The sequence below is a fragment of the Yoonia litorea genome (assembly GCF_900114675.1).
GTDB classification, from domain to species: domain Bacteria; phylum Pseudomonadota; class Alphaproteobacteria; order Rhodobacterales; family Rhodobacteraceae; genus Yoonia; species Yoonia litorea.
In genome coordinates, this window is the sequence record NZ_FOZM01000001.1 from 1,046,720 (window position 1) to 1,061,239 (window position 14,520).

The window sequence follows — 14,520 nt, forward strand, 5'->3', positions numbered from 1 at the left end:
GAGGGCCACATACGGTCTTGGACAGGAAACCTCGAAGTCCTTGGGCTTGCGAGGACTGGCCTTGCGCAAACGGTCAGCACCTTTCACGCAGAAGCTAAAGCTTTCTGATCTTGAGCGTTGCCAGCCGGTTCTCTTCTTTCGTCAGCACTTCGAACCGGAAGCCGTGGAATGAGAAAACCTGCCCTTCAATCGGGATCATCTGTGCTTCGTGGATCACCAGACCGGCGACAGTATTGGCTTCATCGTCAGGCAGGTTCCAGTCGTGCGCACGGTTGAGGTCACGGATGGTCATGGCGCCATCGACGATATAAGCGCCGTCAGAGGTCACCTCGATCTGGTCTTCTTCGGGGTCGTCAAATTCATCGGCAATCTCACCGACGATTTCCTCAAGGATGTCCTCAAGCGTGATCAGACCTTGCAGCGCACCATATTCATCGACCACCAAGGCAAAATGCGTCTTCCGCTTGAGGAAGTTGCGCATCTGGTCGTCAAGCGTTGTTGTTTCGGGCACGAAATAGGGCGGCATCGCCACCTTCATGATGTCAAACGCGGCAAGCCCTTCGGCATCCTCGCCACCATCAAGCAACTTGTGCATGGCGCGCAGTAGGTCCTTGGCGTGCACCATGCCGACGATATTCTCAGGCTCTTCCCGGAAGACCGGCAAGCGTGTGTAGGGGCTTTGCAAAATCTGGGACAGAATTTCCTGCGGCGGGGAGGCCACGTCAATCATCTCAATGCCGGAGCGATGCAACATGATTTCTTCAACAGTGCGTTCGTTCAGATCCAGCGCACCAAGGATGCGGTCGCGGTCTTCCTTTTCGACGATCCCTTCGGAATGCCCCAGCGACAACGCACCAGCGATTTCTTCACGGACAGCAAGGATGTTGCTGTCAGGATCGGTGCGGACGCCAAAAATAAAAAGAACGCCGCGCACAAAATAGCGCACCGCCCCGACCACGGGTGAAAAGATCAAAACAACCAGACCGATCGGACGGGCAACGCGGCTTGCCACTGCCTCGGGATAAGTGATTGCAAGGGTTTTTGGCAGCACTTCAGCGAAGATCAGGACAAGTCCAGTCATCACCAGTGTTGCCACGGCGACGCCATTCTGGCCGAACAACCGTGTCAGAACCGCAGTTGCCAGCGATGTGGCCAGAATATTGACCACATTATTGCCAAGCAGGACCGATCCGATCAGACGTTCATTGTCTTCGGTGACTTCCAACGCGCGCTCTGCACCTTTGCTGCCTTTGTCAGCAGCCGAGCGCAGCTTGCCGCGTGACGCCGCCGTCAACGCCGTTTCGGAACCGGAGAAGAAAGCAGAGCCGACCAGAAGCAGGGCAATTGCACCACTGGTGATCCAGAAGGCAGCATCAAGTGTAGCGGGGTCCATCAGAGGCTTTCGTGCTGTGTTTGAGCAATATGTAGGGTCAAAAGGGCTGCTTCAAGACTTGGTTGGCTTTGCCAGAGGATGATGTTGCAACACAAGGTCTTTGAGCCGCGCGTCAAGCACATGGGTGTAAATCTCTGTCGTTGCAACGTCCGCATGGCCAAGCATGGTCTGGATTGCGCGCAAGTCGGCTCCGCCTTCCAGCAGATGCGTTGCAAAGGCGTGCCGCAACGTGTGGGGTGTGACCTTGGCGGGTGAAACGCCGCCCCTGACGGCAAATTCCTTGATCAGACCGAAAAAACGATGGCGGGTCAGGTGCCCAAGCTTGCCGCGAGACGGAAAAAGAAACTTTGAGGCGGGTGCACCTGACTTTCGGGCCAGCTCCTCGTCTTTGTCCCGCTGTACCAGATAGGCAGCAAGCGCATCACGCGCCGGTGGCGACAATGGCACCAGTCGTTCCTTGCCACCTTTGCCGCGCACGAGCAGCATCCTTGGGTCGCCGCGTGCTGCTGTGACCGGCAGGCTGACAAGTTCCGTCACGCGCATCCCTGTGGCATAGAGCAGTTCCATCAGGCAGGTGTTGCGCAGCGTTTCTTTGGGGGACTGGCGTGCGGCGTCGAGCAGCCGGTCCACTTCTTCGTGGGAAAGCGTCTTGGGCAGGCGTTTCGCGCGACCCGGGCCCTTGATCTGAATGGCGGGATTGTCGGTGCGCCAGCCTTCCTCGAAAGCAAAGCGGTAAAGCTGTTTGATGGCTGACAACCGGCGCGCGCGCGTTGACTTTGCCAGCCCTTCAAGCTCGCAGCCTATCAGGTAATCCTCGATGTCCGTCTGCTGGGCATCACCGAACGTCTTGTCTTTGTCGCCGAGCCAATCTGCAAAAATCTGCAGGTCGCGCGCGTAGGCCAGTTGCGTATTTGTGGCTGCGTCCTGTTCGGCGGCTTGAGCCTCAAGAAAGGCTTGCACCCAACGTGCCATATGAGCAGGCGCGCTCATAAACCGCGATAAAGCAAAAGATGTTGTAGCGCGGCCCTGCGCGCCACATCGTCCAGACCGACCTCGCGCAAGACGCTCAGCGCTTCTGTCAAGGCACGCAAGTCCCCTTCAGCCCCGGCATCAAAGCGCTGCAGCGTCACCAGCAGCGCCTCCCCAAGTTTGTCTTCGTCCAGCATCCTTTGGATGTTCTGGGGGATCATTGGTTGGGTGAAGGCTGCGGCAATGGCGTCTTCGCGCTGCGTTTCAGCGAGAGCCGGATCAGGCGCACCAAGGGCGACACCAGTCAGAAACGGATCGAATGCGGAACCAGCCTGCCGCGCTGCAAGCGCAACGCGCTCGTAAGCAGGTGAAAGAAGTGCGATCTCGAACGCCAAAGACGCCGCCTCAGGTGTGAGCGGCATATCCTGTAGGGCAGCGCCATAGAGTTTGGCAAACTGGATTTCAGCACGGGCCTCTTTCATGGCCTCCCAAGCCGGGCCGATGGTCTCAGAGACACCAGCCACGTCGCCTGCAAGCATGGCAACGTCAAACCGCTGCATTGCTGCCGCACGATCCCACAGCCCACCTGATGCGGCAGGGGTGCGCGAGGTATAGTGCCGCAAAAGCACGTTCTCTGACACAGCGCCGTGACGTGCGAGCCTCTCTGCCGCCTCAAGCTGTGCCCGCCAAGGTGCCGTAAAGCGCAGATCGGCATGGGCAAACGCCAAAGGCAGCGTTCCCGTCGCGAGCGGTTCGCCGATTGCTTCGTGCATTCTGAACGTCAACGGGCTGACGCGTGCAGGCGCATCAAGTGCCGGTTCACCTTCAAAGAGTTCAGGATCAAGGAAACGCGACAGCAAGGCTTCTTCTGCCGGTGTGATATCTCCCAGAACGCGGTGCGTGTTCAATGTCAGTGCTGCCAGTGACCAGTCGCCGTTACGAGCCTGGCAAAAAATGCGGGCAGGGTAGGTCGGCGCGATTTCCGGGGTTTCCTTCAGAACCGCGCACGCATCATCTTCGGTGCCGGTAAGTAGTCCGACATCGAACCATCTGCGGAAAAGCTCCGGCGTATCAGGGGTTGCCTGTTCCAGCAGCGACTTCGCCTGCTCAAGCGCACCCATATCAAGAAGCTTGTCAACCCGCGCCAGAAACAGGGCGTCATCAGAACCGGCATCTTTTGGCGGCTGCGCCTCAGCAAGTAGCAGGACCTTCAGCAGATCCTGCATCGCTGGCAACATATCAATCCGCTCTGCCTGAAGCCTGCGCACGAGGTCCGCCTCGTTGCTGTTGACCCAGATATCCGGCGGCAGTCCCGTCACGCGGCTTGGCAAAAGACCAATCGGGTCCTTTGACGGCTGCGACAGGGGTGTGGTTGTCACATCAGGTGCCGTGGCATTGCCTGCAGTCGGAGGCTCGGCCATGGCGGGTTCCTCGACGCTGCGCGACAACCACTCAATCGCTGAGAGCGGTTCGTCCAGCGTTGCGTTCTGTGCGAGTGTCGGCGCAGCCAAAAGGCTGAGCGCGGCTGCAATCGGCTTAATTTGTGTCCAGCGTGACAGGGCGCGTGACCTCTTCAGCGGGGGCTGCAAAATCGGCAGGGAAAAATAGTGGCCCGACGTACGCATAAGCCACCAATGCGATTGCCCCGATCACGAGCAAAAAGAATATCGCTTTGATCAATCGCCACATGGACTGCCTCGTCTCTTTCTATGCCTGCCTGGTATATGTGGGTTCTTTCCCATCTGTTGAAGGGAGTATATATCCCCTTTGAGCCAAGATCACGGCCTACATTGATTAATTTTCAGCCATGGCAAACCTTCGCCGTGCCACCGGAGGCCAGATGAACGCCCATGCCCCTTACAAACTGAATCGCACGGTGGTGCTCGTGGGGATGATGGGATCAGGAAAGACGGCTATCGGGCGGGCGCTTGCTGCAGAACTGGACGTGCCATTTGTCGATAGCGATGCTGCAATCGAACAGGCGGCTGCTGCGACGATCTCTGAAATCTTCGCGCGTGATGGTGAGGCATTCTTTCGCAAGCGCGAGGCAGAGGTCCTGCGACGTCTGTTGTCGGGACCTCCCGGGATCGTTTCCACGGGGGGTGGTGCCTTTCTTGCGGAAGGCAATCGTGCCGCAATCGCCGAGATGGGTGTGGCCGTCTGGCTGAACGCTGATCTGGAAACGCTTTGGGAACGTGTCCGCCACAAGGACACACGGCCTTTGTTGCGGACGGAAAATCCGAAAAAGACCCTGACAGAAATTTATCAGGCGCGGACGCCGGTTTATTCCCTTGCGGGACTGCATGTCGCGATTGACGGCGATGCCACGATCCCCGAAACCACGCAAACTGTGATTGCCACCCTCAGCACACGCCCCGAAATTCTGGAGACCCTCTGAATGTCAGCCACCGTTCCAGTGAATTTGCCCGGCCGGGCCTATGACATCATCATCGGGCCAGGCGTTCTGGACAGTGCTGGCGAACGGATTGCCGCGATGGGTGGGCGCAAGCACATTTGCATCCTGACAGATGCAAATGTTGCGAAGCTCCATCTGCAAACTCTGCAAACTGCCTTGACCGCAACGGGGCTGACCTCCGATGCGCTGATCCTGCCAGCAGGCGAAAGCACGAAGTGCTGGGCGGAACTGGAGCGTTCTGTTGAATGGCTCTTGTCGCATAAGGTTGAACGCGACGATGTCGTTGTGGCCTTTGGTGGCGGGGTCATCGGCGATCTGGCGGGCTTCGCCTGCGCAGTCTTGCGCCGCGGTGTGCGTTTCGTGCAGATACCGACGTCTCTCTTGGCGCAGGTTGACAGTTCGGTCGGTGGCAAGACCGGGATCAATTCACCAAGCGGCAAGAACCTGATCGGCGCGTTCCACCAACCCAGTCTTGTTATTGCCGATACTGCACTTCTTGGCACGCTCACGCCGAGAGACTTTCTGGCAGGCTACGGTGAGGTCGTGAAATACGGGCTCTTGGGCGATGCTGACTTCTTTGATTGGCTGGAGGCCGAAGGGCCCAAGCTTGCCGCCGGCGACATGGCCGCGCGGGTGCGCGCGGTGGAGCGGTCCTGCCAGATGAAGGCCGATATTGTAGAACGTGACGAGACAGAGCAGGGCGACCGTGCCTTGCTCAATCTGGGTCACACCTTCTGTCATGCCCTTGAGGCGGCGACGGGCTATTCCGACAGACTGTTGCATGGCGAAGGCGTTGCGATCGGCTGTGCGCTGGCCTTTGAGCTTTCGGCAAAACTCGGGTTGTGCAGTCAAGAGGACCCAAGCCGCGTCCGTGCGCATCTGCGCGATATGGGAATGAAGGTCGATATCAGCGATATTCCTGGCGCATTGCCGGATGCCGACGGGCTGCTTGCGCTCATGGGGCAGGACAAAAAGGTGAAGGACGGCAAACTTCGTTTCATTCTCGCCAGAGGGATCGGTGAAGCCTTTATCACCTCCGATGTGCCGCGCGATGCTGTGCACGCCGTCTTGCGCGACGCGCTGCGCGCCTGACGCCATAGCCGAAAGTCTTTTGAACAACAAAACACCCGTCGCGCGCTAGGGTCGGCGCAGCACCATCGCTGTCTTGTCTTCTGACGAAAAGCCAGCGGCACAGTAGAAATCTTCCACTCCGCGCTTGGCCCCTGTCAGCAGCATGATCTTGTAGCAGTTCGCAGCCCACGCGCGTTCAGCCGCCGCATCAAGCAAACGTCGTCCTATGCCCTGCCGCCTGTGAGAGGCGGTTGTGACGACGTTTTCAATCAACGCATAGGGCCGCGCGTCCATCGTGACGTTAGGCAACAGATGAAGGGTGACCATCGCAACGAGGGTATCCTGTGCGAAGGCACCCAGAACGGAGGTGCCCGGGTGGTTTATGACCCGAGCGAAGGCGGAAAGGTCATTGGCCGGAGGCCCGAAGGTCAGTTCGGTATAAAGGCGCAGGGCATTCTCGCCGTCGTTGACGGTGAGATGGCGAATAATCGCCTCAGTCATGCTGGTCAGGACCGCCATCCAATGGAATACCGTGTTTTTTGGCAAACCACAGGAAAACGGGCACCTCCATCACGAACAGTGTGACGAGGGTGAAGACGACCCAATTGGCCTCAAACAAGAGCAACGAAAAGCCAACGCTGGTCCCCATAAACCAGCCCCCTGCAACCAACAGCGCAAGGCCCGTCAGGAGCAGGTCAATGACCATGATCTTGTTGAGGGTCTTTTCCTGCAACGTCGGATAGATCCCGAGGTAGGCCACCCCGAGGATCACAGCGTTCAGGATAAGGATTTGCAGTTCAGGGGCGACCTGCATGGATTAGAACGGAATTTCGTCATCCATGTCACCGCCGCCACCGGCTGGTGCGCCACCGCCGTAAGAGCCGCCACCGCTGCCGCCTCCATAAGAGCCGCCGCTGCTGTAGCCACCACCTTGGCCGCCGCCATAGCCGCCACCGCCGCCCTGATTGTCGCCGCGACCATCAAGCATGGTCAGTTCGCTGCGATAGGGGCGCAAAACAACCTCTGTGGAGTAGCGGTCCTGACCGTTCTGGTCCTGCCATTTCCGTGTTTCCAACTGGCCCTCGATGTAAACTTTGGAGCCTTTGCGCAGATATTGTTCAGCCACGCGTGCAAGCGGTTCTGAAAAAATAGCCACGGAATGCCATTCTGTTTTCTCGCGCCGTTCACCGGTATTGCGATCCTTCCAGTTTTCGGACGTCGCAATGCGCAGGTTGCACACCTTGCCGCCGTTCTGGAATGTCCGCACTTCGGGGTCAGCACCCAGATTGCCGATGAGAATGACTTTGTTCACTGATCCGGCCATGGTGGCGCCTCCCTCGATTCTTGTTGTCTGCTTTTGTGACAGACCACGGTTGCGGCAACAAGATTAAGGGAGGGTTTACCATGGCGAATTGATCAAACCATTAGCTCATCGCGTCAGCGAGGTTGGTCACATCAGGATCAGAGATGCGTGGCACAATGCGATGTGCTGCATTCACGAAGAGAAATACCGCAAACCCCAAAAGGCCAAGGCAAAGAGCCGTCACCAGTACCTGACCGTAAAGCTGCTGGGACAGCCAGTCGAAGGTCTGTCCAAGCCCGCCAGCCTGTGCGGGATCAGTTGTCCAAGCTGCATAGGTCAAGAACACACCGATGATCGTGACAACGACACCTTGGGCAAAGACGCCTGCGCGCAGTGCGGTGTTCCAATTGCGCGTAAAATGGTTTGCGTGCAGTTTTTGCATGTAAGACTGGGTGTAGGCTTTGTGCAGATAGTAGATGCCTGCACCGATCGTTGCGATCCCTGCGATGCCGACCAGCCAGATGCCGAACGGCACGGACATGACGGCCTGAACTGCGTTCGCGATCTGTGATCCGCCTTGATCACCGTTCGATCCGAACGCGATGCTGAGTGCTGCGATCCCGATGGCTGCGTGGACAAGCCCGGTCACGATCATTCCAACGCGCGCTACGAAGCCTTTGATGTCGTCGCCTTCGTCCTCAAGATCAAAGAAGCCGTCAATGACACGCCACAGGGTATAGCACAGAAGGCCGACACCAATGGCCACAAGCAGGACAGTCCCGAAAGGCGAGGTCTCAACGGTGCGGAGCGCGTCTCCGGTCCCTTGCGCCTGCCCGCCTTGCCAGATCGTCCAAAGCGAGATTGCAGCGATCACAACGTAGGTGATCCCCCGTCCGGTATAGCCAGCGCGCATCACCGGCATTGCCCAATCAAGTTTTTCCTGTGCCATTGAAGCCTCCTTTACCCATAGTAAAGAAATGCAAAATGGCGTTATTGGTTCCGCTATTCGGCGGCGACCTGGATCACTGGCTCCATTTCGGCAAGCTGGTCATCGTTCAGGTGACACTTGATCTGATGCCCGTCGCCGAGTTGTCGCGTGGGTGGAACTTCTTTCTCGCAAAGGCCGCCTGCGACCTTTGATTTCCAACGGCAACGGGTCTGGAACGGGCATCCCGGTGGCGGGCTCATTGCCGACGGAATGTCACCTTCCAGAACAATATGCTTCTTCTCGACTTTGGTGTCTGCAATCGGCACAGCCGACAGAAGCGCCTCCGTGTAAGGATGATACGGCGGGGCAAAGACCTGATCGGTTGTGCCAAGTTCAACCACGTGGCCCAGATACATCACCATCACGCGGTCGCTGAGATAGCGCACAATCGAGAGGTCATGGCTGATGAAGAGCAGCGTGGTTTTGTGCTCGCGCTGGATTTCCATCAGAAGATCCGTGACAGCAGCCTGCACTGACACATCGAGCGCGGAGACAGGTTCGTCGGCCACAACGATGCGCGCATCACCCGCAAAGGCACGCGCGATCCCGACACGTTGCTTTTGACCGCCCGACAATTGTCGTGGCATCCGGTCTGCAAAGGCACGCGGCAGTTTCACGAGGTCCAACAGGCGCAACATGCGTTCTCGGCGGTCGGCGTCGTTTTCACCGACACCGAAGATCTCAAGCGCGCGCATGATCTGCCGCCCCACGGTCATGGATGGGTTCAGCGTATCGAAGGGGTTCTGGAACACCATCTGTACATCAGCGATCGTTTTCGTGTCGCGGTTCTCAATCGGCGTGTACCCGATCGAATTGTTGTCCAACAGGATTTGCCCTTCGGTCGCGGTCTCAAGGCCCATCAGCACCTTGGCGAATGTGGATTTGCCGCAGCCGGATTCGCCCACAATCGCAAGCGTCTCGCTTTCGCGGGCTTCAAAGCTGAGGGTTTCGTTCGCTTTTACAACCCGCTTTTCGCCACCACCAAAGAGGGCATTCGCGGCGACCTCATAATATTTCTTGAGGTTGTCCATTTTGAGAACCACATTCCCGGGTTCCGGTTTGGGCGGTTTCGCCTCGACTTGTGGCGGGGCGGACCAGTCGATTTCCTTGAACCGCAGGCAGCGGGTCTGGTGGCGGTCGTTGCCTTCAACCTGTTCCATCGGAATAAAGCCCTGATCGCAGCGGCCGGCCTCGAAGTAATCGCAGCGCGGACCAAAGTTGCAGCCTTGCGGGCGTTCATGGGGCAGGGGGAAGTTTCCCGGGATCGCCACCAGCGGGCGTGCGTTCTTGTCAGCGCCTGGAAGCGGGATCGAACGGAAAAGCGCTTGTGTGTATGGGTGCTGCATCTCGTCAAACACGTCTTTGATGCTGCCACGTTCGACGGCTTCTCCGGAGTACATCACGCAGATACGGTCGCAGGTTTCCAGCACAAGCCCGAGGTTGTGACTGATGAAGAGCATCGAGGTGCCGTATTTCTTGCCAAGGTCCTTGACCAGTTCGACCACGGCGGCCTCGACCGTCACGTCCAGCGCGGTTGTCGGCTCATCAAGGATCAGAAGCGCCGGTTTCGACATCAGCGCCATGGCGATCACGATGCGCTGCTGCTGACCACCTGAAAGCTGGTGCGGGTAACTGCGCAGCATCCGTTCAGGGTCGGGCAGTTTCACGTCGGTTACGACTTCAAGCGCGCGCTTGTAGGCCTCTTCCTCGGAGACGCCCTCGTGGATCATGGGCACTTCCATGAGCTGCTTGCCGATCCGCATGGCAGGGTTCAGCGACGCCATCGGCTCTTGATAGATCATGGCGATCTCTGAACCACGGATGTCGCGCAGGCGTTCTGGCGACATGGTGTTCATCTCTTCGCCCTTGAACTTGATCGAACCGCCGACGATGCGGCCATTGACCCCGAGGTCCTGCATCACACCCAATGCCACGGTGGATTTGCCGCAACCGGACTCGCCCACAAGGCCAAGCGCCTCACCTGGCATGACAGTTGCGGAGAAGTCCATCACAGCGGGGATTTCGCGCAGTCGGGTGAAGAAGGAAATCGAAAGCTTGTCGATCTCAAGAATGGGTTGATCGGTCATTTCTTAGTCCTTCAAGCTTTCTTCACGCAGGCCGTCGGCCAGCAGGTTGAGACCCAGCACAAGGCTCAGCAGCGCAATCGCGGGTGGCAGGGCAGGGTGGGCGAAGATCAACAGAAGCTTGCGCCCCTCGTTGATGGTCGACCCCCAGTCAGGGCTTTCTGACGAAAGACCCAGTCCGAAGAAGCCCAAGGTGCCAAGAAGGATCGTGGTGTAGCCGATCCGCAGGCAGAAATCGACGATCAGCGGACCACGCGCATTTGGCAGGATTTCCCAGAGCATGATGTACCATGCACCCTCGCCACGGGTTTGGGCCGCCGCCACATAGTCACGTGTGCGCAAATCCAGCGTCAGGCCACGCACAATACGGAAGACGGTTGGTGCGTTGACGAAGACCACAGACACAAAGACCACGAGGATCGAAATGTCGAAGAGGTCAAACCACGCAGGCAGGAAGTCGATGACGGTGCCCGGCTGGTTGATGACCGACAGATACAGCCATCCAAGCACGCCCAGCACGGGGAAAAGGATCAGGTTCCGTTTCTTTGGCTGCGTGTAGTAGCGCGAGTTCAGCAAGACGCCGAAGAAGATCAGTGGAAAGACAAACAGGAAGGCCGCCATATAGGACGGGATGCCTGTCAGCACGATCTCAGGCGTCACCAGAAGATAGAACAGCAGGATTACAGGGAAGGCGAGGATCAGGTTTGCCAGGAAAGACAGAACCGTGTCGAGCTTGCCGCCATAGAAGCCGGCTGGCAGTCCCAGGGTGATCCCGACCATGAAGGCAAAGATTGTTGCAAGTGGTGCGATCGCAATGACAAAGACCGATCCCTGCACCACACGACTGAAGATATCGCGGGCGAGGTTATCGCCACCCAGAAGGTAGTGCGGAATGTCACCTGCCGTGCCGTCCGGTACCGGAACACCCGGTCCTTTGTTCTTCAGGCCTGAAACCTGAGTGAGATAATCATGGGTTGCGATCATGTCGAATAGTCCGACGAAGATCGCGGTAAAGACCCAGAACATCACCAACCCAAAGCCGATCATGCCGACGGTGCTGTCAAAGAGCTTGCCGTAAAGACCAAGCTTGCGCTTGTAATAGATCGAGACGGCGAAGAGCGCGATGAGGGCGATCCAGACCGGCAAGAACCGTTTTGACATCTCGCCCACAATGCCTGCACTGCCATATGGCATCACCAATGGCACGACGATGTAAGCCACGATCAGGGCGACCACTGCGAGAAACAGCCATTTGACGGCGTTCTCGAAGAAACCAAGTGCACCGCCACGCGACTGCAGCGTGCCATCGGGGTTGGATTGCAGGGTGACTGCCGGGGCAAAGAACCCCAGCACGATTTGGGCCACAATGGCGACGGCCAGCAGGCCGACCAGAACCATCAGAACCGGATTGAGAATTGCACCGAGGCTACCTGTCCAAGTGAGAGCTTCCATGTTCTGACCCCCCTTAAGAAATGCGAATGCGTGGGTTCAGGAACACATAGCCGATGTCTGAGATCAGCTGTGTGACAAGCACCACGAAAACGGAAACGATGGAAACACCCAGCAAAAGCTCGATGTCGTTATTGCCTGCGGCTTGCACCAGCACCCACCCAAAGCCTTTGTAGTTGAAGAGCGTCTCAACGATAACGACGCCGTTCAAGAGCCAAGGGAACTGCAGCATGATCACTGTGAACGGTGCAATCAGCGCATTGCGCAGTGCGTGTTTCAGCACGATTTTCGGAAAGCTCACACCTTTCAGTCGTGCGGTGCGGATGTATTGCGCTGTCATCACCTCAGTCATCGAGGCGCGGGTCATGCGGGCGATATAGCCCATGCCGTAAAGTGCAATGGTAATCACCGGCAAGAAGAAGTTCTCGAAATTGGCGTCATCCATCGCGCCTGTCGCGGTGCCTTTAAACCACTGCATCCCGAAGGTTGCTGTTGCAAAGACCGAGATGAAGACAACACCGGAGACGTATTCTGGCGTCGCAGTGGTCACAATCGAAACTGTCGAAAGACTCCGGTCGGTCCGCGATCCTTCCCGCATACCAGCCAGAACGCCGATGATCAGCGCACCTGGCACCATCACCATCATCACCCAGAACATCAGTTTGCCTGTCAGACCAAGGCGGGTTGCGATGATTTCGCCAACATCTTCCTTGAAGACCGTGGAGTAGCCCCAATCACCCTGCAGGATGCCACAGAAGGTCGAAATCTCTTCCATCGGCTGCCCCGGTTCCTGACATCTGGCGCGCGTTTCCCCGTCGGTGCCCTCAATCACGTAACCTGGCAGGACGCCAAGCCATTGACCGTATTTGATTGGCAGAGGTTGCGAATATCCCCGGTTATCAAGCCATGTCACAACAGCTTCGTCCGACATGCGGGCGTTGCCTTGCGTCTTGGCCAGTTTTTCGAGGTTTGGTCCGAGGTTGGTAAGCCAGAACACGATAAATGTCAGGCATAAAGCCGTGAGGATCATGACCCCAAGGCGGCGCAGAATAAACAGTCCCATAAAGGCCCCTGTTGGTGAGCTACGTCAGAGCGTTGTCTGACACGTGATATTGTGGCCCCGTTTGCCGGTGTTCCACCTTGATCTGAAAAGGGCCGCCCGATCTGCGGGCGGCCCTGTTCGTTCGTTTAGCCCGCGATTGCGACCTTATACATCTGCGGCAGGTATGCGATGTGCATGTCCCAACCCACAAATCCGGGCTTGGCGTGGCGGTAGACTTGACGCCAGTATGGCTGGATGGTCACACCTTCGTCTGTCATGATCGCCTGCAGTTTGGCCATCACTTCGCGGCGTGCATCTGCATCTGCGATCGCGTTGGCTTCTGCCAGAAGGGCGTCGAACTCGGCATTGGAGAAACCGGCTTCGTTCCATGCTTCACCTGAACGATAGGCCAGACCGAGGATCTGGGTATCAAGCGGACGGTGGTTCCAGTTCGTGGACGAGAACGGATACTTGGTCCAGTCGTTCCAGAAGGTCGAACCAGGGATGATTGTCCGCTTGACGTTGAAGCCTGCGTCACGCAACTGCGCTGCAACTGCGTCAGTGGTGTTTTTGCGCCAGTCATCGTCGATGGAAATGATTTCGAACTCGAAGTCAGCCATGCCGGCTTCTTCCAGAAGCTCCATCGCGCGGGCTGGATTGTATTCCAGAGCCGGAACGTCCGCCCATGCAGGGTGCATCGGACCAACGTGCTGGTTGCGCGCAACGGTACCGAGGTTCGAATAGCCCAGCTCGAGGCAGACTGCGTTGTCGACCGCATGTGCAATCGCCTGACGGACGCGCTTGTCTGCGTATGGCTGCATGCCGTCAACTTCGGCCAACTGGTTTGGACGGATCACGATGGTCGCAGCAGATGCGATTTCGGACCGCTCCCAGCCGATACCTTCGACGATTTCCACGAAGTCACCGACGGTTTCGTAGAACATGTCCACTTCGTCAGCAGCCGCAGCGGCAACCCAAGCGGATGGGTCGGTACCGTAGTCGATGTATTCGATCCGGTCGAGGTAGGCGCCTTTGCCAGCCTCATAGCCCCACCATTCGAAACCTTCGTTGCGCACGAGAGATGCTTTCACACCCACTTCGTACTCGTCAGGCAGGTAAGGGCCAGTGCCGACAGGGTTGCCGACCATGTTTTCTGGATCAAACCCGGCAGGCACGATTGCCGCAGGGTAGTCAGACATACCTGCGATCAGTGTAATGTCGGAACCTGGCAGGTTCAGACGGACGGTGTGGCTGTCAACAACCTCGATACCGCCATCAACGGCCATGCCAGTGGCTTCGTCGATCAGGATCGCAAAACGACCGGCCATCGAGTTGCCTTCAACGTTCTTGTCGCACCAGCCGGCAATGTTGCGTGCAACATCTTCTGCGGTGAAGTCGGAACCGTCGTTCCACTTGACGCCCTGACGGACATTCAATGTGTAGACAGTCGCATCATCGTTGACGTCCCAGCTTTCCAGCAGCATTGGCGCAAAGGAACCATCGTTGTTGTATTCAACGAGGTACTCAAGCCAGCCGTGCGAGAAGAACGCAATCTGTGTCCAGTCGTAAGTGCGCGGATCTTTCAGTGCGCGCACTTCCATTTGCATGCGCACGGTACCACCTTGCTGATGGCCTGCGGCCATTGCTGGTTGGGCCGCGCCGATCAGCCCATAGGCTGCCGCTGCTGAAACACCAAGGGCTGTCGTACGTGCGAGGAATTCACGGCGGCTGAGTTTGCCTGCCTTTTCCTCTTCAGCATACATCAGCGCGGCTGGATGAATTTTTGTCGTTTCATGCGTCATTCG

14 protein-coding genes are annotated in these 14,520 nt (G+C 57.6%); 2 read left to right on the top strand and 12 right to left on the bottom strand.

Annotated elements, in window-relative coordinates:
* Window positions 1–94: 94 nt before the first annotated feature.
* From BM316_RS05545 to BM316_RS16670, 4 genes are read right to left on the bottom strand one after another with little or no spacing between them, the layout of a single operon-like run.
* A complete protein-coding gene (locus BM316_RS05545; RefSeq protein WP_090204997.1) occupies window positions 95–1,393 on the bottom strand; it encodes an HlyC/CorC family transporter in 1,299 nt (432 codons plus the stop codon).
* Window positions 1,394–1,444: 51 nt separating this feature from the next.
* Window positions 1,445–2,365, bottom strand: coding sequence for a site-specific tyrosine recombinase XerD (locus BM316_RS05550; protein ID WP_242649772.1), 921 nt, complete (start codon window positions 2,363–2,365; stop codon window positions 1,445–1,447).
* Between the two features lie 14 nt (window positions 2,366–2,379).
* Window positions 2,380–3,873 (bottom strand): hypothetical protein, encoded by a 1,494-nt coding sequence (locus tag BM316_RS05555; RefSeq protein WP_242649774.1) that lies wholly within the window; start codon window positions 3,871–3,873, stop codon window positions 2,380–2,382.
* Between the two features lie 25 nt (window positions 3,874–3,898).
* Entirely contained in the window at window positions 3,899–4,051 is a 153-nt protein-coding gene (locus tag BM316_RS16670; RefSeq protein ID WP_090205003.1) for a hypothetical protein, read from the bottom strand.
* A 118-nt stretch (window positions 4,052–4,169) separates the two neighbouring features.
* On the opposite strand from BM316_RS16670, the gene BM316_RS05565 reads away from it, so the two are divergent.
* Window positions 4,170–4,760, top strand: coding sequence for a shikimate kinase (locus BM316_RS05565; RefSeq protein ID WP_242649775.1), 591 nt, complete (start codon window positions 4,170–4,172; stop codon window positions 4,758–4,760).
* Window positions 4,761–5,870, top strand: a complete 1,110-nt coding sequence (gene aroB, locus BM316_RS05570; protein WP_090205006.1) for a 3-dehydroquinate synthase — start codon at window positions 4,761–4,763, stop codon at window positions 5,868–5,870.
* 45 nt (window positions 5,871–5,915) lie between these two features.
* Here the strand turns inward: aroB and BM316_RS05575 are convergent, their stop codons facing one another.
* From BM316_RS05575 to BM316_RS05610, 8 genes are all read right to left on the bottom strand, one after another.
* Window positions 5,916–6,368: a GNAT family N-acetyltransferase gene (locus BM316_RS05575; protein ID WP_090205009.1), complete on the bottom strand. Its 453-nt coding sequence runs from the start codon at window positions 6,366–6,368 to the stop codon at window positions 5,916–5,918.
* A complete protein-coding gene (locus BM316_RS05580) occupies window positions 6,343–6,663 on the bottom strand; it encodes a hypothetical protein (protein ID WP_090205012.1) in 321 nt (106 codons plus the stop codon). The genes BM316_RS05575 and BM316_RS05580 overlap by 26 nt, the downstream gene beginning before the upstream one ends.
* 3 nt (window positions 6,664–6,666) lie before the next feature.
* Complete coding sequence (gene ssb, locus BM316_RS05585; protein ID WP_090205016.1) at window positions 6,667–7,173, bottom strand: single-stranded DNA-binding protein; 507 nt, start codon at window positions 7,171–7,173, stop codon at window positions 6,667–6,669.
* Window positions 7,174–7,273: 100 nt separating this feature from the next.
* On the bottom strand, window positions 7,274–8,101 hold the full coding sequence (locus BM316_RS05590; RefSeq protein ID WP_090205020.1) for a DUF1206 domain-containing protein: 828 nt from the start codon (window positions 8,099–8,101) through the stop codon (window positions 7,274–7,276).
* Window positions 8,102–8,154: 53 nt separating this feature from the next.
* The gene (locus BM316_RS05595) at window positions 8,155–10,227 is read right to left on the bottom strand and encodes a dipeptide ABC transporter ATP-binding protein (protein WP_090205025.1); all 2,073 of its coding nucleotides are present in this window, start codon (window positions 10,225–10,227) and stop codon (window positions 8,155–8,157) included.
* 3 nt (window positions 10,228–10,230) lie between these two features.
* Window positions 10,231–11,676: an ABC transporter permease gene (locus tag BM316_RS05600; RefSeq protein ID WP_090205029.1), complete on the bottom strand. Its 1,446-nt coding sequence runs from the start codon at window positions 11,674–11,676 to the stop codon at window positions 10,231–10,233.
* A 13-nt stretch (window positions 11,677–11,689) separates the two neighbouring features.
* Window positions 11,690–12,736, bottom strand: a complete 1,047-nt coding sequence (locus BM316_RS05605) for an ABC transporter permease (protein ID WP_090205032.1) — start codon at window positions 12,734–12,736, stop codon at window positions 11,690–11,692.
* 125 nt (window positions 12,737–12,861) lie between these two features.
* The gene (locus BM316_RS05610) at window positions 12,862–14,517 is read right to left on the bottom strand and encodes an ABC transporter substrate-binding protein (RefSeq protein ID WP_090205035.1); all 1,656 of its coding nucleotides are present in this window, start codon (window positions 14,515–14,517) and stop codon (window positions 12,862–12,864) included.
* Window positions 14,518–14,520: the final 3 nt, after the last annotated feature.

Coding starts and splice junctions, on each gene's coding strand:
- BM316_RS05565 (WP_242649775.1), top strand. CDS start 4,170: ATGGCAAACCTTCGCCGTGCCACCGGAGGCCAGATGAACGCCCATGCC.
- BM316_RS05600 (WP_090205029.1), bottom strand. CDS start 11,676: ATGGAAGCTCTCACTTGGACAGGTAGCCTCGGTGCAATTCTCAATCCG.
- BM316_RS05590 (WP_090205020.1), bottom strand. CDS start 8,101: ATGGCACAGGAAAAACTTGATTGGGCAATGCCGGTGATGCGCGCTGGC.
- BM316_RS05575 (WP_090205009.1), bottom strand. CDS start 6,368: ATGGCGGTCCTGACCAGCATGACTGAGGCGATTATTCGCCATCTCACC.
- BM316_RS05580 (WP_090205012.1), bottom strand. CDS start 6,663: ATGCAGGTCGCCCCTGAACTGCAAATCCTTATCCTGAACGCTGTGATC.
- BM316_RS16670 (WP_090205003.1), bottom strand. CDS start 4,051: ATGTGGCGATTGATCAAAGCGATATTCTTTTTGCTCGTGATCGGGGCA.
- BM316_RS05605 (WP_090205032.1), bottom strand. CDS start 12,736: ATGGGACTGTTTATTCTGCGCCGCCTTGGGGTCATGATCCTCACGGCT.
- BM316_RS05610 (WP_090205035.1), bottom strand. CDS start 14,517: ATGACGCATGAAACGACAAAAATTCATCCAGCCGCGCTGATGTATGCT.
- BM316_RS05595 (WP_090205025.1), bottom strand. CDS start 10,227: ATGACCGATCAACCCATTCTTGAGATCGACAAGCTTTCGATTTCCTTC.
- ssb (WP_090205016.1), bottom strand. CDS start 7,173: ATGGCCGGATCAGTGAACAAAGTCATTCTCATCGGCAATCTGGGTGCT.
- aroB (WP_090205006.1), top strand. CDS start 4,761: ATGTCAGCCACCGTTCCAGTGAATTTGCCCGGCCGGGCCTATGACATC.
- BM316_RS05550 (WP_242649772.1), bottom strand. CDS start 2,365: ATGGCACGTTGGGTGCAAGCCTTTCTTGAGGCTCAAGCCGCCGAACAG.
- BM316_RS05545 (WP_090204997.1), bottom strand. CDS start 1,393: ATGGACCCCGCTACACTTGATGCTGCCTTCTGGATCACCAGTGGTGCA.